Here is a 24959-nt window from a genome sequence, read left to right as displayed (position 1 = left end):
AGGGTTACTTTACTAAAAGCCTTTATTTTATCTAATCATAATAACGTTATGATTGCTCTGCGATATAGCCATTATCATTAATGATTTTTTTTGCATCATCTGAGTTTAAAAATTTAATAAACTGTTCCGCATTCGCGGATAAGCCTTGTTTTTTATACATAATTAAAAATGGACGAGCGATTTTATACTCACCAGATCGAATGTTATTTAGGCTGGGAATGACGCCATCATAAGATAACGGTTTAATTGAATTATCAACTGATCCAAAAGATAAATAACCAATAGCTTGTTGGTTACGAGCAATAAGACTTTTGACCATCCCATTAGTACTGACCACCAGCACTTCAGGGTTTATGTCTGAGACCGTAAATCCCGATACATTTTTAGTCAGTTTCATAAAGTGTTCAAATGAAAAACGTGAACCAGAGGCGTTTTCTCGACTGACAACAGCGATTTTTTCATTATTACCGCCTATCTGCTGCCAATTCCTTGTGACACCATGATAAATGTTATCGACTTGTGAGCGAGTAATATTATTGACTGGATTGGTAGGATTAACGACTAGCGCAATACCGTCATGTGCTATGGGGACAATGGCATAGTTTTCATCAAGCTCATTAGCATTAATAATCCGCGAACTCATACCAATTTCAGCGGTGCCAGTTTGAAGCGCCACGATACCTGCTGATGAACTAATGCCTTGTACATTAATTTTACTATCAGGATGTTGTACTGAATAGTGTTCAGCGAGAATGTCCATAATATGGCTGACAGAGGTTGAACCGGCAACAGTGACGGTATCATTAGCGTGAGCGCTAAATGCAAGTGTTGTACATAGTGCCCATAAAGTAGTTGCCTTGGTTAGCATTGCTTTACTCCATTAATTGAATGATAAGCAAATATGTTATTACGTTTATATGACGTTAATGTGAAACTCAAACCGTGATTTTATGAGCTTAATGGTAAGCTAACTCATGTTTAGTGGTAGATTAAAAGATATTTTATATAAAGATAAAATACACAGGTTTATGATTTATAGATGATTATTTTTTATTTGTACTTGTATTAGTTTATTTATATGACAACAATGGATTTGATCGCCAAGATCACGTTAATCCCTTATTGTTAAAAAAGCGTATAAGATGTATCACTATATAAAATCGTGATATAACTGTAACAAAGCAGCAACGTGTTGGTGTGGTTTAACGTATTACAAGCAGTAGTGCGGTGCATCAATGTACGGTAGGAAATGAATTCAAGGTTGGATATATGCTTACAGTAGCAACAACAGCACCAAATAAAGCTATTTTATCAGAACGTATTCAAAAACTGATTAATGGGCTTTCTAGTGGCGTTTATGAACGTGAAGAAACGATTAAGTTATGTTTACTAGCCGCATTGGCGGGTGAAAGTGTATTCTTGTTAGGCCCTCCAGGTATTGCTAAAAGTTTAATTGCAAAGAGATTGATTCAAGCTTTTGACGACAGTCGATTCTTCGATTACTTAATGACCCGTTTTTCAACCCCTGAAGAAGTTTTTGGCCCACTTTCAATTCAAGAATTAAAAGATAACGGTAAATATGTTCGCTTAATTGATGGTTACTTACCGACAGCACAAGTGGTTTTTCTGGATGAGATTTGGAAAGCCGGTCCTGCAATATTGAATACCTTATTGACCGTGGTGAATGAACGCACCTTTAAAAATGGTCAAGATATTCTGCCAATACCAATGCGACTGTTGATTACTGCTTCCAATGAATTGCCGGATGCCGATAGTGGCTTAGATGCATTATATGACCGTATGTTAGTACGAGTGTTTGTTAATCGTATTCAAGAGAAGCGTAATTTTAAGTCGATGTTAATGGGAGACGGTATCGCACTCACAGCGATTGATCCTTCATTAACGATTAAGGATGATGAATATCAAAACTGGCAACTACTCATTGAAGATATAACATTAACTGAAACCCTTTTTGAAAAAATTTACCAGTTAAAATCAATGATAGAAGCACGTTCTGGGGAAGTTACTGAACAAGCGACGGAAAGCGAGCTTTATATTTCAGATCGTCGCTGGAAGAAGTCAGTGCGATTACTGAAAGCGAGTGCATTCTTTAATGGCCGCGATCAAATTAACCCGCTAGATTTATTACTATTGCAAGATTGTTTATGGCATAGCCCAGAATCACGCAATGTTATTGTAAGTATTATGAAGGAGTTTGCGACTAAACATGCCTTTAATCAACAAGATGCCATTGCGGATGCCAAAGAAGCATTGGTTATTATCGATAATATTAATCAAGATATTTGTACTCAGCTAGTGTTAACCTTTACTCGCGAAAGTACAATGCGTAAAGAATGGTTTAAATATAACTTTGCGACTGCAACACGATTTAATATTAATAATAACCCGCGCATGATTAAGTTAGTGATGCTACAACAAAATACCTCGGTGTCAGAGCAAGAGCTCGGTGATAGTCGTTGGGTTTACATTGATGGTGATGAGTTTGATAAAAAAATTCGGACTGGGAAATGTGATATTTATGGTTTCGTGAATAAAAATACCCATTTATGTCGATTACAGTTTGAAATAAATGCTGAAAACCAATTGGTGATTAAAGATATTGCGAACCGTCCAGTATTAGTTGGTGTAACGGGTAACAAGGGTTTAACGACCTCGCAGCAACAACAGTGGCAACAGCATGTTGATCAAGCAATGGCTAAAATCACAGACTCTGAACATAATATAATTAAAGCGCGAACCTCGTTTCATGGCGCACTACCACATAATTTTATCAGTGGTGACTTTCCTACATTGATAGAGCAAAGCCTTAGTGATTGCGTTGATGAAGTCGCAGAATTGAAGCAAGTAGCTGAAAGAAGTGCTTTTAGAATTACTCATATGGATGAATATTTTTCGCAACAGTGATTTTAGATAACCAGTAATATTGTTATGTGTAATGAAAAATAAAGTAAAGGATAGATGCCTATGCCAGTATCTGAAGGGTTAAATTTTGCTTTGATGCTTGCAGAGTCAGGTATTATTGATTCAGCTGTACATGAAGTTATGGTAAGACCGCAGTTATTAATGGCAGCAGAAGCTAGCCCTGGTGTAAAAACGTCCATGAAAAACCAAATCATGAAATGGCGCGGCCAGATGCTAAAAAGGACTGCCAAAGGTACGGTCGTTGAACAATTTAGTGATGAAATTAATTTGTATCAACAAGTTTGTACATGGAATCAACAATACTTTTTTGCTCATTCAGAACAGATTGTTCAGCAACTTGAAGGACAATCTGCATTTTATTTCAAAGCTAAAAGTTTATTAGCAAAAGAGCAAAGCAAACATAACCCAATGTTTCAGCGTTTTTTTTGTGATAAATGGTATGACTATCTTGCTCATGCATTACGTGAGGCACAAGAGTCTGAAGTGGAAGAGCAAAAAGATCAACTGCTAACCGATCTCTACCAACGCATTGAAACCATGAAAAAAATGGCGACAGTGACTGACGCTGGTGATGCCAGTAAAGCTGGACGATTGTGGGATATGGCACAAGCGAAATTGACTAAAACTGATGTCGATGTGATGAAGAAAATAGCGGCATTCTTAAAAAAGAATAACGGCCTTCAAGACATTGCAGAAAAATTAGGTCGAATGGCGAATGAAGTTGATGATCCAAATAAAGAGCGCGTAAAAGCTGAACAAATGAAGCTGGTGGAAGAGATAAGTGACAATGTAACTGATGATATTGTTGGCATTCATGAAAGTGATGATCTAACCAAATTATTGCCTAATGAAGCGATGTTTTTAGCTTACCCTGAGCTCGAAGTGATCTTTTACAAGCATTTAGCTGATAAACGTTTAATGAATTATTGTATGCAGGGCACACAACGAAAGTTGCGAAAAGTAAAAGCATTTCAGCGACAAACCAAGCAGGTAGATCAACCGAAAGGGCCATTTATTGTTTGTATCGATGCTTCTGGTTCAATGTCAGGTTATCCTGAGAATTGTGCTAAAGCATTAGCATATGGATTAATGCAGATAGCGCTGGTTGAAGAACGTGACTGTTTTGTGATTATGTTCTCTACCCAACAAATTACCTACGAACTGACTAAACAAGATGGTTTACATGAAGTCGTTAACTTTTTGTCGTATTCATTTCATGGTGGCACAGATCTAGGACCTGTACTTGATCAGTCAATTGATTTAATGGTTGACGGTAAATATAAAAATGCCGATCTAGTCGTATTGTCGGATTTTATTGCACCTAGCCAGCCTGAGGCAATGCAAGTACGAGTACAAAAGTTAAAACAACAAAAAAATCGTTTTCATGCAGTGAACTTATCTAAATATGGTAACCCAGAGTTACTGGAGTTATTTGATCATTGTTGGTCTTATCACCCATCAACGTTAACTCAACTAGGACGGTTGTTTAAATTGCGTTAGCAGGTTACTTTTAAATCATCAAGGGGCACATTAGTGCTCCTTTTTGTTTTAATAATATTGTTACTCTTTGATTCTAAAGTATTCAGTCAGTGCTTTTTTCCATTGGTTACTTTTACGAAATTGTAATAGCTCTCGATTAATTTCTTCATCATAAGGGCTGTTTTCTCCAAGCACGATACCGTAATTTTGCTTTTCAAATTGATAAGGAAGAACCTGTAATTGTTGATAATCACCTTGGCTTTTCGCCATTTTTATCTGATATCTTAAAATAGCGTCGTCATCGACCACCGCATTGATTTCGCCTTTATCTAAAGCAATCAACATTGCCGCAACGGTTGGATAGGTCTTATGGGTAATACTATGGTTGGTCAAAAATTCTGATGAGGTTGATGATTGTTTCGCACCAGTGATGACATTATCTAAATCATTAGGACTTTTAATGTCACTATCGATTAAGCCCAATGTGAATGAGCTGGCAAGAACAGCAGTGATACTAGCGATAAATAATGTCGTAAAAACGGCTAATAGAACAGTGATCACCCGCCCAGTTAATGTTTTAAATTCATAATAATTAAAAGGACCTTTAGTTATAAACAATAACCCTAAGATAAATCCTTCTACTAACTGCGCAGATCGTGACTTCATTGAATATAATTTACGGTTAACGCGGTGCTCAAGTATGTAATAAATCCCACCCACAATAGCGGCAACTATTGAGATAATCGACAAGATCTGTAAGAGTTTTTTATTCAATATAATATTGATGAAGGTTTCCCAATGACTTTTTTGTTTAATCGCAATTGCTAGATTGGTTTCATAAAATGAATGTGAAAAATCTAATATTTCTTCACGTTCTGGGGTGATAGAAATACAGGATAAACCAATATCGAGTTTACCACTGGCTACTGCTGCAAGTAGATCTTTGAGCGGTAGGACTTGAACCGTATATTTGAGGTTGAGTTTAGTTGCTATATTATTCCACAGTAAAAATGTTAGTCCTTGATAATCATTTGACTCATCAATCATGACAAAAGGTGGGCAAGAATAGGTGCCTATCTGTAGTGTTTTATTGTTAATTGATTCTTCAGCTTGAATATTAGAGGAATAAAAAATAACGAATACGCAAAAAGCCATCATCCATAATAATGAGTAAAAAAATGAGAGGGAAGGCTGAGATGGTGGGGAGGGAATTGGCATAATATCACTCCTAACAAGGTAGGGTTATGTTTAAGTATAAGTACTTCTTTAATAATAATAGACATTACCACTAGCGGCTTGTTGCTAGGATTAACGAGATTTAAAACTAAGGAGGTTATATTTTTATGGCGTATTTTGTTCTTAATCGTAAATTTAACTATAAAGAGAGCAATTGTTAGGCGCAATTGAGTGTTTTTTGTGCATTTGGTTGTTAAGGTGCTAAGGTTATTAGGGTTTAGCATGTACAATGCAGCGCTTAATTGTATTTGATTCCTGCGAGTAGCAAAGATGACCCAAAAGAAAGCCGCACAGCCTAAGCAAGGCCTACATCCACGTAACCCACACCGTGCGCGTTATGATTTTGCGACATTAACTCAGGCGACACCTGAACTAGCGCAATACGTTAGTGAAAATGCTTATGGTGATCTTTCCGTAAACTTCTCTGATCCACTCGCAGTTAAGACGTTGAATAAAGCGTTATTAAAGCATTTCTACCATGTCGATTATTGGGATATTCCTGCAGGTTTTCTGTGTCCACCAATCCCTGGTCGTGCTGATTACATTCACTACATTGCAGATTTATTGGCACAGTCTAATGGCGGTGCTATCCCTGAAGGTAAAGGTGTGCGCGGTTTAGATATCGGTATTGGTGCAAACTGTGTTTATCCTATTATTGGTCATCGTGTTTATGGCTGGCAATTTGTGGGTTCGGAGATTGATTCTTTAGCGGTTAAATCAGCTAAATTCATTGCTGCTAATAATCCACGTCTAAAAGGTGCAATTCAAATTCGTCTTCAAAATCATGCCGATAATATCTTTACTGATGTGATTAATGATGAAGAAGTATTTGATTTCACTATGTGTAATCCACCATTCCACGGTTCAGAAGCTGAAGCTATGGCAGGTTCTGAGCGTAAAGTGCGCAACCTTGCGACTAACTCAAATAAGAAGCGCCAAGCACATGGTCGTACTAATAAGCTTTCGGCATTTAATGCGAAATCTGAGTCAGCGGCGCCAGTGCTTAATTTTGGCGGTCAAAAAGCTGAATTGTGGTGCACAGGTGGTGAAGTTGGCTTCATTAAAAAGATGATCAACCAAAGTGCAACCAAAGCGACACAGTGTTTCTGGTTCACAACACTTGTTTCTAAGAAAGAAAACCTTGGCGTTATTTATAAGCAACTTGAAAAAGTAAGCGCATTCCAAGTCAAAACCATTGAAATGTCACAAGGGCAGAAAATCTCTCGTGTTGTAGCATGGACGTTCCTCAATGAAGAACAGCAAGCTGAGTGGCAAGCTGAGCGTTGGGCATAAAGGCTACCTTGTAACCTACAATCATTATTGAATATTATAAAAGCGACCGTCACGGTCGCTTTTTTTATGGCTACTATTTGGCGTCATTATTTATTGATAAACACATTACAAAGTTGTACAGAAAAAAAATTTGTACAACTATGATTTATTCGCTACATTTATTGTACAGCTTTTAACAATTGTACAACCTTGATGTAAGGTTTGGAGGCGGCATGGGGATTCCTGTTGGTATTAGTGCTTGCGTATTAGGGCAGAAAGTTCGGTTTGACGGCGGGCATAAACGAAATCGTTTTGCAGATGAAGAATTGAGTGAATACTTTGACTTTAAACCTGTGTGTCCTGAAGTCGGTATTGGTATGACGGTGCCGCGTCCAACTATTCGTTTACAAGATAATGGTGATCGTATTGCGTTAGTTGGCACTAAAGATCATAACCTTGATTATACCGATAAAATGATAGCGTTTGCAGATAACCAATTACCTAGCTTTGAAGCTCTACGAGGTTATATTGTCTGTGCTAAATCGCCAACCTGCGGTATGGAACGCGTTAAATTATATTTAGATAATGGTAATTCTGTACCCGGTGGTTCTGTCGGTATTTTTACACAACGATTAATGGAAAAAATGCCGTGGTTACCGATTGAAGAAGATGGACGTTTACAAGATCCTGTATTACGCGAGAACTTTATTTTCCGTATTTATGCATTAGATGACCTATACCGATCTATTGCTGATGGCGTAACCCGCGATAGTATTATCAAATTTCACTCACGTTATAAGTTGTGTCTGATGGCACATGATCCACAAGCATATCGTGCATTAGGGCGCTTTGTTTCTGGTATTCATCAATGGGATGACTTGGGTGCTTTTTTTATTGAATACCGTCAATTATTTATGGACGCATTAAAGCAAAGAGCTAGCCGTAAAAATAATACCAATGTGTTAATGCATATTCAGGGGTATTTTAAGCGTGATTTAGACAAACCTCAAAAAGCGGAACTTCGTGATGTCATTATGCGCTATCGTGAAGGTAACTTGCCGCTAATTGCACCATTAACCCTCATTAATCACCATTTAGCTGTTCATCCTGATAGCTATTTGGCTGACCAAACATATTTAGACCTTTACCCTGAAAACTTGAAGTTACGTTATGCGTTATAAGAGGTTGGTCATTTTATATTTAATCATTATTTTACAGAGGTCTTATGAGCGCTCTTATTGAAACTAAATTGTTTGCAATCAGTGAGGTTTCTGAGATTACCGGAGTTAACTCGGTCACATTAAGAGCATGGCAGCGTCGTTATGGACTATTAATTCCTCAACGGACACCTAAAGGTCATCGCTTATATACTGAAGCTGATATTGCAAAGATTAAAGTGATCCTTGATTGGTTAGCAAAAGGTGTTTCTATTGGTAAAGTGAAGCCACTATTAGCGGGTGATTGCGTTCCGGTAGTGGAACAACAACAAACCTTAGATGTTGCCGTTGAAATCATTAACGCAGTCCAAGCATTAAATGGGTTTAAATTAGAACGGCTGATTAATGAAGCATTGAAAATTTATCCGTATGAAGTGATTCAGCAACGATTATTGCCCGAAGTGAGTGCTGTTATTGAACATCAAGATAATCCTTTAATTACAGTACAAAGAAGCTTGTGGTCATCGGTTTTAACGGTTTGTTTTATTAACGTTATAACCAAAATTAATAACGAAAAAAAACTAACATGTTTATTGATAAGTTTTGATCAGCATATTAGTCATAGTATTTGGCAGCAAGGACTTGCGTGGTGTTACAAAGGTGACGGTGTCACTATCATGACTCACTTATCTGGTCGTTTAACCGGTATTTCTGCTTGTATTCGTGAGCGTAATATTAAAAATTTAGTCGTGGTCGGTGAGACAAAACTAAGTCGTCGTCAATTAGATGATATTGAAATGATAGAGCAAGAAACTGGGGTCAAATTACATTTTGTCGGTAGCGTAAAAATGATCCATGGGTACTAATCAGCTATTTGAAATAAGCGCTCAATAGGAGATCGCGATGAATTCTAAGTCACAATCAACTATTTCTGCGGTTAACCATGCTCTGTTATGGTTACGGGCTGATTTACGCGTTACTGATAATACCGCTCTAAATTACGCAATAGCATCTGGTTTACCCGTAATTGCGGTCTATATTGTGACACCAATGCAGTGGTACCAACACCATATATCAGGACGGCAGATTGACTTAATAGAACGGCGGCTACACGTTGTTAAACAACAGTTAAACGATATCAATATTCCTCTATTAGTTGTTGAATGTCATGATTTTTCAACGGTGCCAGCCACAATAGCGACCTTATGTCAGCAGCATCAAATTAGTGCTGTTTATTGTAATCGGCAGCATCCGTGGAACGAAAAGCAACGCGATTTTGCTGTAGAACAAGCATTAATAGCACAAGATAGACAGTGGCACTGTGTTGATGATTATTGTGTTTTGCCGCCTGGCAGTGTGCTAACACAGCAGCAAAAAATGTATAAAGTATTTACTCCTTACCGTAATGCGTGGCTAAAACAGTTTTTAAGCTATAACTATCAGCCTGTTACAAATAGTGACAAGGTAACTTTTAGTCAGCATTGTTTGAATTTACTTGAAGGTAAGTCTAAAGTTAACGGCGATATTCAAACGTTTAATTACAGCAAACAAGACAGTTTACTATGGCCCGTTGATGAGAGTGCTATTCAACAACGGTTACAGATGTTTTGTGAAACAAAAGCTGAATATTATCAACAACAGCGCGACTTTCCTGCCATTGATGGTACTAGTTGTCTTTCTCCTTATTTAGCTATTGGGGCATTGTCTGCTCGTCAGTGTTTAGCTGCATTAATGGAAGCTCTGCCGCAGTGTGTCGAAATAAACAAACAAAATGGCGCTTTTGTATGGCTCAGTGAAGTGATTTGGCGTGAGTTTTATAATCATCTACTTGATAGCTATGGTCGTCTAAGTAAACACCAACCATTTCAGTTATATACCCATCATGTTCGCTGGTTAGAAAATAGTGATCATCTACATGCTTGGCAGCAAGGAAAGACAGGTTTTCCGATTGTGGATGCTGCAATGCGACAGCTTGCCACAACGGGCTGGATGCATAATCGATTACGGATGATCAGTGCGAGTTTTTTAGTTAAAGACATGCTGTGTGATTGGCGTATTGGTGAGCAGTGGTTTATGCAGCAGCTTATTGATGGTGAATTAGCATCTAACAATGGTGGTTGGCAGTGGGCTGCATCAACGGGTACTGATGCTCAACCGTATTTTCGAGTGTTTAATCCCACAACTCAAAGTGAACGCTTTGATCCAAACGGGGTGTTTATTCGCCAATGGATACCTGAGCTTCAACATGTGCCTGATAAATATATTCATTCGCCTTCGTTATGGTCTGGCTTTGGAGGTGTGGATTATCCATTACCGATTGTTGATCATAAACAGATGCGCTTATTAGTTATCGACAGTTATAAACAAGCTAAAACGTGTTATGACAGTCAGCGTGAGGCATAAGCAAATACAATAATAAGGACATTATTATGGTTACGACCAATAACATGGTAATTAATACGTTTATTGAGGTTTATTGCCAGCTTAATAAAGATAACTTATTGCTGCTCGATGATGTTTATCACTCTGATATTGTGTTTGAAGATCCCGCACATAAAATCATTGGTCTTGCTGCACTGCATCAGTATTTCGGAACACTTTATCGCAATATTAATGAATGTACTTTTGTTATTAATCAGGCGGTAGTTGAAGATAACCACGCTTTTTTACAATGGACGATGCGTTTTTCACATCCACGCTTACAACAAGGAAAGCAACGAACATTAGAAGGGTGTACCCAGTTAACCATTGAGCAGCAACGTATTATTTATCATCGTGATTTTTTTGATTTAGGTGCGATGTTATATGAAGGGCTGCCTATCATTGGTGGTGTTATCAAGCACATTAAAGCGAGATTAGGCCAATGAAACAGGTACTCATTACAGGAGCAAGCTCTGGTATCGGTCTGCAACTGGCAACTGATTATGCTAATGATGGTTGGGATGTTTATGCTTGCGGGCAAAATCAGCAACGTCTTCAACAGTTAGTGATGTCTCTCGCTGAGACTACTGCAGGGAAAATCACCCCCTTGGTATTTGATGTAACTAATTTAGAGCAAACCCAACAAGCATTATCGCAACTTGAAACAATCCCAACGCTTATTATTTTAAATGCTGGTACTTGTGAATATATAGATGATGGTGTGATTGATAGTAAATTGTTTAAACGTGTATTTGAGGTCAATTTCTTTGGCATCATTCATTGTTTAGAGGCTATGCAAACAGGATTTAGTGCGGCAACTCATTTGGTGTTTATTAGTTCATCAGCGGCTTATACAGCCTTACCTCGTGCAGAAGCTTATGGGGCATCAAAAGCGGCTTTGTCTTATCTTAGTAATGGGTTAGCAATTGATTTAAAAAATAAAGTTAATACAGTTACCTTAGTTAATCCAGGGTTTGTTACAACGCCACTCACGAATAAAAATGATTTTCCAATGCCTATGATTGTGAGCTGCGAGTATGCATCGCTCAAAATACGTCAAGGTATTCGTAACCAACAAGCAGAAATACATTTTCCAGTTAAGTTTACCTTATTACTTAAAATGATTGCCTTCTTTCCTGTGTCGATGCAAAGAGCAATTATTTACCGAATGACAAGGAAAGCAGTATGAAAATAGCAGTTATAGGATCAGGCATTTCGGGGTTAACAGCGGCGTGGTATTTACGTCACCAACATGATATTACGTTATTTGAAGCAAATGATTATGCTGGTGGGCATACGGCAACCGTTGATGTTGAAGTCGAGAGTGGTCAATATGCGATTGATACTGGTTTTATTGTGTTTAACGAACGTACATACCCTAATTTTGAACAGTTATTAACTGAGCTAGATATTCAAGGTCAAGCCAGTGAGATGAGTTTTAGTGTTCATAATGATAATAATGGCTTGGAATATAATGGTCATGATTTAAGATCGTTATTTGCTCAAAAGAAAAACTTATTCAAGCCACAGTTCTATCGTTTTTTATATGAAATCACTAAGTTTAATCGTCTTGCCAAGCAAACGGCTTATGAAGAGATTGAACAACAACAAACATTAGGTGATTTTCTTCAACAGCATGATCTTAGTGAGTATTTTACTGAGAATTATATTCTACCTATGGGGGCTGCGATTTGGTCATCATCATTAGCGGATATGCGAAAAATACCGTTAGATTTCTTCTTACGCTTTTTCCTTAACCATGGTTTGCTTGATGTTGTTAATCGCCCGCAGTGGTATGTGATTCCTGGTGGATCACGTGAATATGTAAAACGAATGCTTGTGGAAATGGAAACGTTAATTCGATTAAATTCTCCTGTACAACAAGTTAGTCGCTTGAATGAACAGGTTTATATTACCGTTAATGATACCGTTGATGTTTTTGATCATGTTATTTTTGCGTGTCACAGCGATCAAGCATTAGCATTATTAGCGGATAGCACCCCTAATGAGCAACAAATATTATCAGCGATGACCTACCAAGATAACGAAGTGGTTTTACATATCGATGAAGGTATTTTACCTGATGCTAAAGGTGCGTGGGCTTCGTGGAATTACCATTTACCGTTGAATAAGGACGGCTCGCAACAGCAACTGCCTGCTTTGACTTATAACATGAATATTTTACAAGGCATTGATGCACCAGAAACTTTCTGTGTGACTTTAAATCAAACTCAAGATATCGATCCTAGTAAGATATTACGTCAATTTACCTATGCCCACCCTGTATTTAATCGCAACAGTATTAAGGCTCAGCAACAGCGATACTTGATTAATGGCATAGAAAACACATGGTTCTGTGGTGCTTATTGGTATAACGGCTTTCACGAAGATGGTGTAAGAAGTGCGCTTGATGTTATTGACGCAATTACTCACACCGATCCAGTTAGTTATGTATCAGCGGCTGATACAACGGATTTTGAAGCCGCGAGTACGACAGCTAATAGTAGTCAAAATTATGCGCATCAATAATAGTGGTATTTATAGTGGCCATGTTCGGCATCGTCGCTTTACTCCGATACTACATCGTTTTCGTTATTCAATGTTTATGGTGTATCTCGATGTGGATGAAATTGATGCATTGTGTGACAAGGTAACGGGGTTTGGGCGGGCATGGTTTCATTTTGCCCGTTTTCGTCGCCAAGATTATATTGGTGGTACAGATGATATTAACCAAGCGGTTGAAGATAAAATTTATGCGCTTACTGGTGAACGTATTCATGGCAAGGTGAGTATGTTATGTCATTTACGTTATGGCGGTTTGTACTTTAGCCCATTGAATTTGTATTACATTTTTGATCAGCAGGGGGATTGGCAATATGTGCTAGCAGAAGTCAGTAATACCCCTTGGAATCAACGTCATTATTATGCGATTCCGGCAAGGCAGTATTGGCAGCATGAGCGTTTTATTGATGATAAAGGGTTTCATGTCTCGCCGTTTAATCCAATGAATCAAGATTATGTATGGCAGCTTTCTTGCCCTGATAGCATTGTAAGGGTTCATTTAGAAGTTCACTCAAAAAAAGATGGCTTTCGTCGAGGGGGTAAAATAAAGGAAATTAAAAATAGCAATCATAATGAGGGTGTCGCAACGAAAGTCTTTGATGCCACGTTAGCTATGCAGAAACAACCATTTACAACCACAACCTTATTACGACACTTGTTAGTTACACCAATTATGACGATCAAAGTCGTAGTAGGAATATATTGGCAAGCCTTTAAATTGTGGAGAAAAGGTGCCCCGATTTACGATCATCCTAATCATCATAATGAATGAATAGTAAAGGGAATAAACTATGCTTAGAAGTGAGATAGAGCCAGTAACATCAATACGTTTATTGAATCCTGAACGGTCACGGAAATTGATATTCACAATATTACATCAGTTGTCCGATGTAGGCCTAACATTGTCAGAGCAAGACGGAGATACCCATTTTTTTGGTGATAAGCAAGCCAGTTTACAAGCGAATCTAACTGTTATTAATCCTCATTTTTATAAACGCTTATTAACTGATGGCAGTATTGGTGCTGGTGAAGCCTATATTGATGGCTGGTGGGATAGCCCTGACTTAACCAATGTGGTGCGTATTCTGGCTCGAAATTTGGCGACGCTGGATAAGATTGAAGCTAAAGTGAGTTGGATAACACGATTAGTGAAACAACTTAGTCACTTTTCACGTAGAAATAATATTCAAAACGCCAAGGATAATATTTCAGCGCACTATGACCTCGGTAATGATTTATATCGACACTTTCTTGATGACAAAATGTTGTATTCCGCAGGGATGTATTTATCCGATTCAGATACCCTCGCTCAAGCACAAATAAACAAAATGGCGCGCTTGTGTGAACAATTACAACTGACAGAGCACGATCATCTGTTAGAAATAGGCACTGGTTGGGGAGGCATGGCAATTTACGCTGCTCAACATTATGGTTGCCATGTCACAACCACCACCATTTCAGAGCAACAATATCTATTGGCTCAAGAAAGCGTTAAACAAGCAGGCTTAGAGGATAAGATCACATTGCTGCTTGAAGATTATCGCGATTTAGACGGCCAATATGACAAACTGGTTTCCATTGAAATGATTGAAGCAGTCGGTAAGCAGTATTTATCAACCTACATCAAAAAATGCCAGTCATTATTGAAACCTAATGGTTTATTAGCCATTCAAGCGATAACTATTGCCGATCAACGCTACGAAAGCTATAGCAAGGATGTTGATTTTATTCAGAAACATATCTTCCCTGGTGGGTTCTTGCCTTCAATTAGCCTATTACAATCACAGCTAACGGCTTATAGCGATTTTGTTACCCGTGATATTAAAGATATTGGCTTAGATTACGCGAAAACATTAGCCGATTGGCACGTTGCGTTTAATCGTAATAGTGAAGCATTAACGCAATACGGCTATGACGAACGTTTTATGCGCATGTGGCGCTATTATTTTTGTTATTGCGAGGGGGGATTCTTAGAACGTAGCATTAGTACTATTCAGTTACTTGCTAGCCGTCCACAGTGGCGGTAACCATGAAATATATTGTGATAGGGCTGGGTTTTAATCTGTTTTGGCTGTTAGCAGTATGGGGTCAATATCAGTATGTCGGTATATTAATATCACTCCTCATTGGCTGTTGGTTATTCTATCACCGTAGCTTGCCGTTTGCTGTAATAGCGAGTGTTATTGGTGTTGGTGGCGATTATGTATTATTTCATTTAGGGGTAATGCAATTTCCGTTACCAACCAACCCCTTATTTGCTCCTTTTAGCTCTTTTATACCATTGTGGCTAATCTTACTGTGGTTAGGCTTTACCTCTATGGTATGGATCATGCGAACTCAAGTGCTAAGACTACCGTTATGGGGGGTGATTATCGGTGGCAGCTTTGGAGGAGGATTAAGTTATTGGATTGGATTAACTTTAGAGGCGGTTACATGGCCTTACGGTGAAGGGATTACCGTTATTGGTATTGGTGTTGTATGGGGCTTCTACAGTATTTATTTAAGGTGGTTATTACAGGTGATGACTAAAAGGAAAACAGCATGAAAGCGTACTTAGCATTATTAGTGTTTGTTTTTATTTTGGCTAGCTCACAAGTACATGCCTCCTCATGGTTTACTTGGCCGACTGTTGGAGAATCAACCTTAAAATGGGGCTGGTGGAAAATATATACTGCACAACTTAAAACACCTACTGGTAAGTATATTGCGAGTGATCCTAATCTTGCTCTGATTATTCGTTATTTGCGTGATATAGATAAGAATGATCTTCTGTTAGCAACAGATAAGCAATGGCAGCAGTTAGGTATTTCTGCACAACAACGCCAACAATGGTTAAATCAGCTGGCACAGCAATGGCCGAATGTTAAACAAGGCGATAGATTGGTGTTTGTGAAAACGGTGACAGAAGGACGGTTTTATCAGAATGGCAAACCGTTAGGCAAACCGCTTTCTGTGCCATTAAGTAATGCGTTTATTGCTATTTGGTTATCAACCGACACTGAATATCCAAAACTACGGTTAAAGTTAATAGGACAATAATTTTCGTCATCGATTAACGCTGATTATTAATCTCAAAAGCTAAAGAGGAACATAGTATGTATTCTCATCGCAGTTATCGCATCAAGCATACAGATCAATCAATATTACATTGGCTGTGTGTATTTTGGTTGGCATTGCTATTAAATGGTTGTACGACGTCTATTGATGACTATGAACATACAGAGCCTAAGTTTGAGTTGTTTCAATTTTTTGAAGGGAGTACTCAAGCTTGGGGAATGGTTCAAGATTATAAAGGACAACAAGTACGTCGATTTGATGTCAAACTCAATGGGGTTATAACTGGTGATCAACTCGTTCTTACTGAAGATTTCGTCTTTGATGATAACGAAACCCAGCAACGTATATGGACTATCACCAAACAAGCTAATGGACGTTATCTAGGCATTGCTGATGATGTAATTGGTGAAGCTGTGGGGTATGAAAAAGGGAATGCGTTGTATTGGCAATATGCACTAGCAATGGAAATTAATGGTTCGACATACCATATTAATTTTGAGGATTGGATGTTTTATCAAAATAATAACAAGTTGTTTAACCAGGCTAAAATGAAGAAATGGGGAATTACAGTTGGTACTGTGACATTGTTTTTTCAAAAGTAATGTATAGCTCAAAGCGATTGTCATAATGAACGAGATAAATGTTTTTCTTTATACATACACATGTCTGCTTGATTAATCATAGAATCAATACTCACATCTTGAATCTTACTTGCATGAATACAATATGAGCCAATTGATGCTGTAATAAGAACGCCATCTATTTCTATTTTATCTAATTCAGACAGAATGGAGTTTTTTTTGATATTTGCTTCAATCAAAGAATTAACTTCACAATAAACAATAAATTCATCCCCACCTAGACGTGCAGCTCCCGTTTTTTCATTATTAAATTGTTTTAATTTTGATGCGTATTTTTTTAAAACTCGATCACCGAACCGATGGCCGTGTTGGTCATTAATCATTTTGAATTTATCTATATCAACATAGAAAATAATAATATATTTGTTTTTAAATTTTATGTCTTTAATTGATTTGTTGATTTGTCGATAAAAAGCGCGACGGTTCCAAATGTTAGTCAAACAATCATAAGATGCAATATAGTTAAGTTCTTGTTCTTTGATATTCTTTTCAATCGATATTGAACAAATTGTCGCTGCCATCTCAAGTAGCTCATATTCATTATCTGTCATTAATGAGTTTTGAGAGCAGTGAGAATAAATAATACCTAATATTTTGTTTCTTGAAGATAAGATAGGAAGCCCATAACAAGAACTTACAGAATTGATAGTTTTAAGGCTGTAATACTTCCGATACTCATTGTTTGTAGTTATATGTTCAGAGATGATTATTTTCTCTTTTTCACAGATGCTTTCAAAATGTATTTTATTTGGATTGACCATAAATCTTTCACGACACAGTTGATGACGATTTTTATTCGTGAAAGGTGTGAATTTTTTTGTGTTTTTATCAAAAAGTAAGATCGATGTCTGTCGGTAATTAAACGTTTTTTCTGTTAGTTCAATAACACGTAATAGTATTTCAGGCAGAGATTCCTCTACTGGTAAATGTTTTAAAATGTTATTAAACGAACGGTATGCTGTAATTAATGCACCGGACATATTGTATTCCTAATATATGGGTAAAACGGTGGAGCTAGATTGTTTTGTTCCATATTCTATACTAATTATTATTATCAATAGAAGTGTTCATGTGCTGTTATTGTTTTTAATGCGTGATCTGTAATGAATTTTTTACATTATTTTTATTTTTATGATTTTATTTATTCATTCAAATTATGCCTCTTGCCATTATTATCACTCGCTTTAACACCCAGCGAATTAATAGTGGCATTTTGTCTGATTCTGATTCTGATTCTTGGGTATATTTTACAATAGCGAGTGCAATATCAGGTTTTGCATGTTTTTTTAAAGCTCGATAAATAATTTTTCGAATTGGCATTTGGTCGTTTTCTGAAATATTAGCGAGTTGACGAAATAATGGTTCGTAGCCTTTTTTAAATAGGAAGTGTTCAATGTCTTTGGCTGGCAGTACAGTTAAGCGTTCGCGCTCACTATCAATATTTAATAATGACCTGACTTTATCAGCGTATTTTCTACCAGCAGGATCACCATCAGCCACAAGATGCCATTCAATACCTAATAATCGGGCAAGTTTAATCAGTGGTTTTAATCCACTTTGTGCAAACTCAATCACATGGATACCTTCTGCTGCAAGGTTATAGCCAGTAAGCTGGGCCATTTCATTGAATAGCCATACTTCAGTTTCTCCTTCTACTAAAAGCCAAACACGTGCATAGAAAGCACTAGGGCGATGCATTCGCACATGAAAAGTGACTTTACGAATATCATCCTTATTGAGTTCGCCGTTATTAATGCTATGTACAACTGTTTTTTGTGGTGTTCTTTGTAAGCGCTTAATTGCGGTAAGCGGAACGACACTGAGTAATTCTGGACTATTGGTTGTTAATAATTTCTGCATCGGCATATTTTGTATAAACGCCCATGCTTGATGAAGCATAATGGGGTGTAGACGTCCTTCTGGATCTTCTAAGATCATGATAGGTCGTGAAATCCGTTTAAGATCTACCGGTCCTCGAGCTCGAATATATGCATTGAGTAGACCCATTAAAATAAGCTTGGCTTGCTTGGTCATTTTAGGCTGTACAAGTTGATCAAAAGGATTAAGACATTGATCGTCATGCTGATTTTGTAGAGGGAAATAAGAATGAGGTTGTACTTTACTGCGTTTATGTGGTGTAAAAGCAAAATAATGATCGACCAGCGAGCGTAATGTGTTAATACTACTTTTTATCTCGGCGGCGCTAACATGGCCTGGCTGGGTCATTAAACGTCGACAGGTATTATCAAGCCGGCGTTGAATACGATCTGATTCGCGATTCTTTGCTGGTGGCATTGTTGACGTATTATATGTCGTGGCCGGTGTATTATTATCATATTCTAAATGGCGAGCATCCCGAATTCTAACGATTGGGTGTAACACCATCAGCTGACGTAAAAACTTATCTGTATCGGGGTGTTTAATAATGTGACCGTCGGCATGTAAAAAGTGACGATGAGTAATGATCTTATCGTTTTCGATGTGGCTATCTATTTGAATATAAAGATGCTTAAGGTTATTTTGCTCAACCCAAAATGGATCAAAAGCACGATAGCGTCGCGCACGGTATTCACCTTGATAATCTTCATGCCAACGTAACACTATTTGTATAGAAGAGGCGCGTTCATGACCCATGGCATGGTCTATATGAAAATCAGAAAATTTCATTTCGTAAAACTCAGCACTTGGGCATAGCGTTAAACTTAATGCGTCAAGCAGTGATGATTTTCCCCATGCGTTTTCTCCAATAAGCACAGTTAATTCATTAAATGACAGTGATAGCCGTTTAATTCCTCGAAATCCAGCAATTTCAATTCGTTCTAAATGCATGTTTTTTCCTTATTCTTTCTTTACAACATAGCGCAGAGGTTATAGAAAAGGGATCGTTTTGCTCACATTATTGATACAATCTTCAAATTAAAAAAGCTAATATATCGAGTCTGAATTTTTAACGAAAACAATTATAAAGGATGATCCTATGGCTAAAATGATTCACGCAATGATTCGTGTTATTGACCTTGATGCGTCATTAACATTTTATAAGCAAGCGTTAGATTTGGAGATTGCAGAGCGACTTGATTTTGATGGTTTTAGTTTGGTGTATCTACGTAATCACGAAAATGATATGGAACTTGAATTAACATGGAATGAGGGCACAACGGAACCTTATACTCATGGTACGGGTTACGGGCATATTGCGGTTGCTGTTGATGATCTTGAAGCTGAACATCAAAAGTTGGCTGAACTAAAATATAATCCAGCAGAGATTAAAGAGTTTTTTAGAGAGGGTGTATTACTGGCTAAATTTTTCTTTGTTCAAGATCCTGATGGTTACAAGATTGAATTCTTACAACGTCATGGCCGTTACCAATAATTATTGATTGTATTATTGTCGCTGAGTGAATAAAGATTGTCGTTAAGATATTCACTCAGCGATTTTATTCGAAAAATAGTATATTTTAGTAAAGATCTCATTTTTATGTCGTTTAATGTAATCTGTTTTCTTATTTAGTGACGATCTTTATTTTTGTAATGCTGTGAGCGTTATAAATCAGTTGTTAGTTGATACCGATGGTTCTGGAGGAACTGAAATTATTATGACTGTTAATCACGCAGCAACAATCACTTTTGCTCATATCAATGATACTCACTCTAACTTTGAGCCTTCTGCGATTTCTCTATCACTATCGCCTGATGTATTAAATACCGAAACATCTGTCTATGCTAGTTGTGGTGGTTTTTCTCGTATTTATTCTGCTGTCACTGAAGTTAAACAAGATGCTTTTCTTCATCAACGTGAATTTATGTTTGTTCATGCGGGCGATTGTTTTCAAGGTACTTTGTATTTTTCGCTCTATAAAGGCATGGCAAATGCGGTATTACTTAATGCTATTGGCGTCGAGGCAATGGCATTAGGTAATCATGAACTTGATATTGGTAATGATGTTGTCGCTGACTTTTTAGATAATACGACATTTCCATTATTAGCTGGAAATTGGGACTTATCACAAGAAGATCAAACTAAACGTAATCCTTTACGTAATAAGCGTAATGTTTATGCGTACGATAATGCCTCCCAATCAGCTCGATATTTGATTAAAGATGTTCATGGCGAGCCTGTCGCTATTTTTGGTCTAGCGATTGAAAATATGGCTGGTATATCAAGTCCTGATCCTGATACTTCTTTTCATAATGTTGCCACCGTAGCTAAAAATACTATTGCATGTTTAAAAGCTAAAGGTATTAATAAAGTCGTTATTTTAAGTCATTTAGGTTATGACCGAGATTTATCGCTAGCACAAGAAGTGGATGGTATTGGTGCTATTATTGGAGGCCATACACATACTATGCAAGGCGACTTTACTAATATTGGGTATGGAAAAACAGATACTTATGCATTGATGGTTAATAATACTTGTGTAGTACAAGCTGGCTGTAATGCATTAGCACTTGGTCAGTTAACATTGGTGTTTAATGCTGATGGTAGTGTTGAAAGCGCCTCTGGATGTAATCAATTATTACTTGGACGTAAATTTACTATCGATGCTGGACGAATGCAGCATCTTGATCATGATAATCATAATAAAGTGCGGGATTATTTACAGAGTCAGAAAAACATTCGTTTTGTGGTAAAAGATCCACGTGTCGAGAACATTCTCAATGAACATTACCGGCCTGCAGTACGAGCATTACAAACAGAGAAAATAGCCCGTGTTAATGAACCGTTGCGTCATATTCGTGTACCTGATGCTAAAGGACCTAGCGATATTGCTCCATGGGTTGTAAAAAGTTTTGTTTGGCAAGCTAGAGAATTAGGTCATCATATTGATTTTGGTATTCATAATGCTGGTGGAGTAAGGTGTTCACTCAATCCTGGAGAAATTACTCCAGCAGATATAGCTGGTCGATTATTGCCATTTGCGATTGGCATTATGATGTACAGCGTAAAAGGATTGCGAATTCGTCAAGCGCTTGAAGGTGCTATTGATAATGCGATTAATAATGATATTGAGGGAACAGGAGATGGTAGTTTTCCTTATGTTGCTGATCTTCGTTATGTATATCGTTGTGGAGCACCCAGTGGCCAGCGAATCGAAACTTTAGAGTATTACACTAATGGAGAATGGGTAGCGGTTGAAGATAATGATGTTTATACATCAGTTTCATCAGGCTATACCGCTACGGGCAAAGAGGGTTATGCACCGTTACTTGATTATGTGAAAGAGCCTCAGGCACTTAATGTGACTATGGCTGATGCTTTTGAAGCTTTTGCGAAACAGCAAGGTGAATTTAATAAGCCGAGTGAAAATTTAACCGTATTTATTCCTTGTGATAATCATAATAACTAATTCATTTAGGATGTTATTTTATTGACTAAAAAGCGTATTAATCGCTATTAATATGGTCACTGTATCGATAGTAGTTAGATATTCTGTCATGGCACGCACTATTTGAGTTTAGTATCTAGGATTAGATTATCTAATCCTAGTTGCTAAATAATGTCATTGTTCAATCTCTTTAACGTTACGTTATTATGCTGCCAATCCCATTTGTAACGGCTTAATTCGAGAGGCATCATGGCACAGGTATTTGATTTTGATTCTATTCCAGCACCAGTAATGAATGATCAAAAAACGTATTCATTGACGTTTAAAGGCCTGTTAGTTCATGCCCGTGACATTCTATTCAGTCGTTCGGTTTCGGTACCAAAAACGCGTAATATCTCTGATTTGCCGCTACATATCCAAAAAGATATTGGTCTTTATCGTTAATGTGATACTACAAATAAACATATAATTGCATCGATAAGATAAGAAACCAGCCTATGTGCTGGTTTTTTTACATCTGTAATAAATAGTTATATGAGATGATATTGATATTTTTGATATTAAAGTAGCTTATCGATATGTTGTTATGATATTGAAGAAAGTGACTCACAATAGTGAGTTTTGTTAATAAATAAGATGAGGTAGTAATGGGCTTATTCTCGTGGTTGTTTAGCACTAAAAAAACGACAGAAACAGTAGTAATCGAACCGATTGAATATAATGGTTACTTGATTTATCCCGATCCACAAAAGGAAGGTGGGCAATTTCGTATTGCTGGACGAATCTGCAAAAAAATTGATGACACAACCCAAACACATCACTTTATTCGTTCTGATCTCTTGCCTTCAAAATCGGATGCAGAAGCATTTATGATCAAAAAGGCGCAGATGTTTATCGATCAGACAGGGGATCGGATGTTTAAATAAATGTCACATATACAACATATTTCATTGCAATCATGTTGTTTGCTGGGTATCTTGTTTTCAACGACTAAAAACAGCAGTGAAATGTTGCATTTTAGTTAAAATTGAATTGTTTTAAATTAGTTTGAAGCAATATCAATGAAAAGATCAACTGAGTGGTTTTTTTAGCTTGGTTGATGTAGCTAACATTTTGTAATACAAGTTTTTTAACCTCTTTGTCACGGATGAAAAGGTGCTTATATTTCAGTGTTAAATGACGGCAATGTTGTCTTTTAATGAAATTTGTGTGATTTTTTGATTTTAACTGTAAAAAGCTTGCTATTGCTTTTAAGGTTGGATACAAAATATTTATCTATAGCCAATGTTCAGGGAATAATAATGCAGATTGGTGTACCAAAAGAGGTCCTCGCGAATGAAACGCGAGTTGCTGCCACACCTAAAACGGTTGAGCAGTTATTAAAAATGGGGTTCAGCGTTGTTGTTGAACATGGAGCGGGTGCATTAGCAAGTTTTGATGATGCAGCTTTTGAAGCCGCTGGCGCAGAACTAGCCTCTACTGAAAAAGTATGGCAAGCCGATCTCATTTTAAAAGTGAATGCTCCTCAGGTTGATCCTGCTACGGGTATTGATGAGTTTGAACTAATAAAAGAAGGTGCGAGTTTAGTTAGCTTTATTTGGCCAGCACAGCATCCTGAGTTATTAGAAAAATTAGCGACAAAAAATATTAATGTGATGGCGATGGACTCTGTTCCTCGTATTTCACGCGCGCAAGCGTTAGATGCACTTAGCTCGATGGCGAATATTGCTGGTTATCGTGCTGTGGTTGAAGCTGCACATGAGTTTGGACGTTTCTTTACCGGCCAAATTACTGCTGCAGGTAAGGTACCACCAGCAAAAGTTCTCGTTGCAGGAGCAGGTGTCGCAGGTCTTGCTGCTATCGGTGCTGCGGGTAGTTTAGGTGCTATCGTTCGTTCGTTTGATGTTCGCCCTGAGGTGAAAGAGCAAGTCGAATCAATGGGTGCTGAATTCCTTGAGGTCGATTTTAAAGAAGATACTTCAACGGGTGATGGTTACGCCAAAGAAATGTCAGATGAGTTCAACAAAGCGGCTGAGCGTTTATATGCAGAGCAAGCAAAAGATGTTGATATTATCATCACAACAGCTCTGATTCCGGGACGTCCTGCGCCTAAATTGATCACCAAAGAAATGGTCGACTCAATGAAGTCGGGTAGTGTGATTGTGGATTTAGCGGCGGCTAATGGCGGTAACTGTGCTTATACAGAAGCTAATAAAGTCATTACAACGGCTAATGGTGTCAAAATTATTGGTTATACCGATATGGTTGGTCGTTTACCAACACAAGCTTCGCAGCTTTACGGTACTAACTTAGTTAATTTATTAAAATTACTATGTAAAGAAAAAGACGGCAACATTGATATTAATTTTGATGATGAAGTTTTACGTGGCTTAACGGTGATTAAAGCGGGTGAAGTTACATGGCCAGCACCACCAATTAAAGTATCGGCAGCTTCTCAACAACCAAAAGCGGTAGAAAAAGTACAGCCTAAAAAAGCTGAACCAATGTCTCCAGTTAAGAAATACGGCATGATGGCGGCAGGCATTGCATTGTTTGCATGGGTAGGTCATTACTCTCCGCCAGATTTTCTTGCTCACTTTACGGTTTTTGTTCTAGCGTGTGTTGTTGGTTACTACGTCGTATGGAATGTTAGTCATTCTTTGCATACACCACTTATGTCTGTAACTAATGCTATTTCAGGCATCATTATTGTGGGTGCATTACTCCAAATAGGACAAGGCTCCGGAATTGTTTCTGTGTTGGCTTTTGTTGCTGTTCTCATTGCTAGTATCAATATTTTTGGTGGCTTTACCGTTACCAAACGGATGCTAGAAATGTTTCGTAAAGATAAATAAGGAGTAATA

General features: G+C 37.6%; 23 protein-coding genes. 19 read left to right on the top strand and 4 right to left on the bottom strand.

Annotation, left to right across the window (positions count from 1 at the left end; translation table 11 throughout):
* Window positions 1–46: 46 nt before the first annotated feature.
* Window positions 47–868: a phosphate ABC transporter substrate-binding protein gene (locus tag C0W29_RS11710; protein ID WP_045044723.1), complete on the bottom strand. Its 822-nt coding sequence runs from the start codon at window positions 866–868 to the stop codon at window positions 47–49.
* Between the two features lie 401 nt (window positions 869–1269).
* Between C0W29_RS11710 and C0W29_RS11705 the strand changes: the two genes are divergently transcribed.
* Together C0W29_RS11705 and viaA are read left to right on the top strand one after the other, a co-directional pair.
* Window positions 1270–2925 (top strand): ATPase RavA domain-containing protein, encoded by a 1656-nt coding sequence (locus tag C0W29_RS11705; RefSeq protein ID WP_045044722.1) that lies wholly within the window; start codon window positions 1270–1272, stop codon window positions 2923–2925.
* A gap of 60 nt (window positions 2926–2985) precedes the next feature.
* Window positions 2986–4443 (top strand): ATPase RavA stimulator ViaA, encoded by a 1458-nt coding sequence (gene viaA / locus C0W29_RS11700; RefSeq protein ID WP_045044721.1) that lies wholly within the window; start codon window positions 2986–2988, stop codon window positions 4441–4443.
* A 60-nt stretch (window positions 4444–4503) separates the two neighbouring features.
* Here viaA and C0W29_RS11695 read toward each other — a convergent pair whose 3' ends face one another.
* Entirely contained in the window at window positions 4504–5577 is a 1074-nt protein-coding gene (locus tag C0W29_RS11695; RefSeq protein ID WP_373455523.1) for a transporter substrate-binding domain-containing protein, read from the bottom strand.
* Window positions 5578–5928: 351 nt separating this feature from the next.
* On the opposite strand from C0W29_RS11695, the gene rlmF reads away from it, so the two are divergent.
* The 12 genes from rlmF (at window position 5929) to C0W29_RS11635 (ending at window position 16729) form a co-directional block, all read left to right on the top strand.
* Complete coding sequence (gene rlmF / locus C0W29_RS11690; protein ID WP_045041252.1) at window positions 5929–6951, top strand: 23S rRNA (adenine(1618)-N(6))-methyltransferase RlmF; 1023 nt, start codon at window positions 5929–5931, stop codon at window positions 6949–6951.
* A gap of 212 nt (window positions 6952–7163) precedes the next feature.
* The gene (locus C0W29_RS11685; RefSeq protein WP_045044720.1) at window positions 7164–8111 is read left to right on the top strand and encodes a YbgA family protein; all 948 of its coding nucleotides are present in this window, start codon (window positions 7164–7166) and stop codon (window positions 8109–8111) included.
* A 44-nt stretch (window positions 8112–8155) separates the two neighbouring features.
* Window positions 8156–8953, top strand: a complete 798-nt coding sequence (locus tag C0W29_RS11680) for a MerR family transcriptional regulator (protein WP_045041250.1) — start codon at window positions 8156–8158, stop codon at window positions 8951–8953.
* A gap of 37 nt (window positions 8954–8990) precedes the next feature.
* On the top strand, window positions 8991–10490 hold the full coding sequence (gene phrB / locus C0W29_RS11675; RefSeq protein ID WP_045044719.1) for a deoxyribodipyrimidine photo-lyase: 1500 nt from the start codon (window positions 8991–8993) through the stop codon (window positions 10488–10490).
* Window positions 10491–10516: 26 nt separating this feature from the next.
* Window positions 10517–10954 carry a nuclear transport factor 2 family protein gene (locus C0W29_RS11670; RefSeq protein ID WP_045044718.1) on the top strand — a complete coding sequence of 146 codons (438 nt, stop codon included), beginning with the start codon at window positions 10517–10519 and terminating at the stop codon, window positions 10952–10954.
* Complete coding sequence (locus C0W29_RS11665; RefSeq protein ID WP_045041247.1) at window positions 10951–11697, top strand: SDR family NAD(P)-dependent oxidoreductase; 747 nt, start codon at window positions 10951–10953, stop codon at window positions 11695–11697. The genes C0W29_RS11670 and C0W29_RS11665 overlap by 4 nt, the downstream gene beginning before the upstream one ends.
* Window positions 11694–13037, top strand: coding sequence for an NAD(P)/FAD-dependent oxidoreductase (locus C0W29_RS11660; RefSeq protein WP_065191168.1), 1344 nt, complete (start codon window positions 11694–11696; stop codon window positions 13035–13037). The genes C0W29_RS11665 and C0W29_RS11660 overlap by 4 nt, the downstream gene beginning before the upstream one ends.
* Entirely contained in the window at window positions 13024–13842 is an 819-nt protein-coding gene (locus tag C0W29_RS11655; RefSeq protein ID WP_107174054.1) for a DUF1365 domain-containing protein, read from the top strand. The genes C0W29_RS11660 and C0W29_RS11655 overlap by 14 nt, the downstream gene beginning before the upstream one ends.
* A gap of 19 nt (window positions 13843–13861) precedes the next feature.
* On the top strand, window positions 13862–15097 hold the full coding sequence (locus tag C0W29_RS11650) for an SAM-dependent methyltransferase (RefSeq protein ID WP_045044717.1): 1236 nt from the start codon (window positions 13862–13864) through the stop codon (window positions 15095–15097).
* Window positions 15098–15099: 2 nt separating this feature from the next.
* Complete coding sequence (locus tag C0W29_RS11645) at window positions 15100–15615, top strand: DUF2878 family protein (RefSeq protein ID WP_045044716.1); 516 nt, start codon at window positions 15100–15102, stop codon at window positions 15613–15615.
* Entirely contained in the window at window positions 15612–16109 is a 498-nt protein-coding gene (locus tag C0W29_RS11640; RefSeq protein WP_045044715.1) for a hypothetical protein, read from the top strand. The genes C0W29_RS11645 and C0W29_RS11640 overlap by 4 nt, the downstream gene beginning before the upstream one ends.
* Before the next feature lie 56 nt (window positions 16110–16165).
* Window positions 16166–16729 carry a DUF3833 domain-containing protein gene (locus C0W29_RS11635; protein ID WP_080895350.1) on the top strand — a complete coding sequence of 188 codons (564 nt, stop codon included), beginning with the start codon at window positions 16166–16168 and terminating at the stop codon, window positions 16727–16729.
* Between the two features lie 20 nt (window positions 16730–16749).
* Here C0W29_RS11635 and C0W29_RS11630 read toward each other — a convergent pair whose 3' ends face one another.
* Both C0W29_RS11630 and C0W29_RS11625 read right to left on the bottom strand, forming a co-directional pair.
* Window positions 16750–17748, bottom strand: a complete 999-nt coding sequence (locus C0W29_RS11630) for a sensor domain-containing diguanylate cyclase (RefSeq protein ID WP_107174053.1) — start codon at window positions 17746–17748, stop codon at window positions 16750–16752.
* A gap of 169 nt (window positions 17749–17917) precedes the next feature.
* Window positions 17918–19597 carry a DUF2813 domain-containing protein gene (locus C0W29_RS11625; protein ID WP_045044713.1) on the bottom strand — a complete coding sequence of 560 codons (1680 nt, stop codon included), beginning with the start codon at window positions 19595–19597 and terminating at the stop codon, window positions 17918–17920.
* Between the two features lie 148 nt (window positions 19598–19745).
* On the opposite strand from C0W29_RS11625, the gene C0W29_RS11620 reads away from it, so the two are divergent.
* The 5 genes from C0W29_RS11620 (at window position 19746) to C0W29_RS11600 (ending at window position 24950) form a co-directional block, all read left to right on the top strand.
* Window positions 19746–20141 carry a VOC family protein gene (locus tag C0W29_RS11620; protein ID WP_045044712.1) on the top strand — a complete coding sequence of 132 codons (396 nt, stop codon included), beginning with the start codon at window positions 19746–19748 and terminating at the stop codon, window positions 20139–20141.
* A gap of 223 nt (window positions 20142–20364) precedes the next feature.
* Window positions 20365–22116 (top strand): bifunctional metallophosphatase/5'-nucleotidase, encoded by a 1752-nt coding sequence (locus tag C0W29_RS11615; RefSeq protein WP_036792748.1) that lies wholly within the window; start codon window positions 20365–20367, stop codon window positions 22114–22116.
* Between the two features lie 228 nt (window positions 22117–22344).
* Window positions 22345–22539 carry a hypothetical protein gene (locus C0W29_RS11610; protein ID WP_036790252.1) on the top strand — a complete coding sequence of 65 codons (195 nt, stop codon included), beginning with the start codon at window positions 22345–22347 and terminating at the stop codon, window positions 22537–22539.
* Between the two features lie 203 nt (window positions 22540–22742).
* Window positions 22743–23021 (top strand): HlyU family transcriptional regulator, encoded by a 279-nt coding sequence (locus tag C0W29_RS11605; protein ID WP_045044711.1) that lies wholly within the window; start codon window positions 22743–22745, stop codon window positions 23019–23021.
* A 375-nt stretch (window positions 23022–23396) separates the two neighbouring features.
* Window positions 23397–24950: a Re/Si-specific NAD(P)(+) transhydrogenase subunit alpha gene (locus tag C0W29_RS11600; RefSeq protein WP_045044710.1), complete on the top strand. Its 1554-nt coding sequence runs from the start codon at window positions 23397–23399 to the stop codon at window positions 24948–24950.
* Window positions 24951–24959 lie beyond the last annotated feature (9 nt).

This window comes from Photobacterium kishitanii, from assembly GCF_003026355.1.
GTDB lineage: Bacteria > Pseudomonadota > Gammaproteobacteria > Enterobacterales > Vibrionaceae > Photobacterium > Photobacterium kishitanii.
Note: the sequence above shows the minus strand (reverse complement) of the source record. Positions and strands in the feature narration are given on the sequence as shown.

Excerpts from the sequence above, each read along its gene's own strand:
- C0W29_RS11710 (WP_045044723.1), bottom strand. The coding sequence starts at position 868 with ATGCTAACCAAGGCAACTACTTTATGGGCACTATGTACAACACTTGCA.
- C0W29_RS11705 (WP_045044722.1), top strand. The coding sequence starts at position 1,270 with ATGCTTACAGTAGCAACAACAGCACCAAATAAAGCTATTTTATCAGAA.
- viaA (WP_045044721.1), top strand. The coding sequence starts at position 2,986 with ATGCCAGTATCTGAAGGGTTAAATTTTGCTTTGATGCTTGCAGAGTCA.
- C0W29_RS11695 (WP_373455523.1), bottom strand. The coding sequence starts at position 5,577 with ATGGCTTTTTGCGTATTCGTTATTTTTTATTCCTCTAATATTCAAGCT.
- rlmF (WP_045041252.1), top strand. The coding sequence starts at position 5,929 with ATGACCCAAAAGAAAGCCGCACAGCCTAAGCAAGGCCTACATCCACGT.
- C0W29_RS11685 (WP_045044720.1), top strand. The coding sequence starts at position 7,164 with ATGGGGATTCCTGTTGGTATTAGTGCTTGCGTATTAGGGCAGAAAGTT.
- C0W29_RS11680 (WP_045041250.1), top strand. The coding sequence starts at position 8,156 with ATGAGCGCTCTTATTGAAACTAAATTGTTTGCAATCAGTGAGGTTTCT.
- phrB (WP_045044719.1), top strand. The coding sequence starts at position 8,991 with ATGAATTCTAAGTCACAATCAACTATTTCTGCGGTTAACCATGCTCTG.
- C0W29_RS11670 (WP_045044718.1), top strand. The coding sequence starts at position 10,517 with ATGGTTACGACCAATAACATGGTAATTAATACGTTTATTGAGGTTTAT.
- C0W29_RS11665 (WP_045041247.1), top strand. The coding sequence starts at position 10,951 with ATGAAACAGGTACTCATTACAGGAGCAAGCTCTGGTATCGGTCTGCAA.
- C0W29_RS11660 (WP_065191168.1), top strand. The coding sequence starts at position 11,694 with ATGAAAATAGCAGTTATAGGATCAGGCATTTCGGGGTTAACAGCGGCG.
- C0W29_RS11655 (WP_107174054.1), top strand. The coding sequence starts at position 13,024 with ATGCGCATCAATAATAGTGGTATTTATAGTGGCCATGTTCGGCATCGT.
- C0W29_RS11650 (WP_045044717.1), top strand. The coding sequence starts at position 13,862 with ATGCTTAGAAGTGAGATAGAGCCAGTAACATCAATACGTTTATTGAAT.
- C0W29_RS11645 (WP_045044716.1), top strand. The coding sequence starts at position 15,100 with ATGAAATATATTGTGATAGGGCTGGGTTTTAATCTGTTTTGGCTGTTA.
- C0W29_RS11640 (WP_045044715.1), top strand. The coding sequence starts at position 15,612 with ATGAAAGCGTACTTAGCATTATTAGTGTTTGTTTTTATTTTGGCTAGC.
- C0W29_RS11635 (WP_080895350.1), top strand. The coding sequence starts at position 16,166 with ATGTATTCTCATCGCAGTTATCGCATCAAGCATACAGATCAATCAATA.
- C0W29_RS11630 (WP_107174053.1), bottom strand. The coding sequence starts at position 17,748 with ATGTCCGGTGCATTAATTACAGCATACCGTTCGTTTAATAACATTTTA.
- C0W29_RS11625 (WP_045044713.1), bottom strand. The coding sequence starts at position 19,597 with ATGCATTTAGAACGAATTGAAATTGCTGGATTTCGAGGAATTAAACGG.
- C0W29_RS11620 (WP_045044712.1), top strand. The coding sequence starts at position 19,746 with ATGGCTAAAATGATTCACGCAATGATTCGTGTTATTGACCTTGATGCG.
- C0W29_RS11615 (WP_036792748.1), top strand. The coding sequence starts at position 20,365 with ATGACTGTTAATCACGCAGCAACAATCACTTTTGCTCATATCAATGAT.
- C0W29_RS11610 (WP_036790252.1), top strand. The coding sequence starts at position 22,345 with ATGGCACAGGTATTTGATTTTGATTCTATTCCAGCACCAGTAATGAAT.
- C0W29_RS11605 (WP_045044711.1), top strand. The coding sequence starts at position 22,743 with ATGGGCTTATTCTCGTGGTTGTTTAGCACTAAAAAAACGACAGAAACA.
- C0W29_RS11600 (WP_045044710.1), top strand. The coding sequence starts at position 23,397 with ATGCAGATTGGTGTACCAAAAGAGGTCCTCGCGAATGAAACGCGAGTT.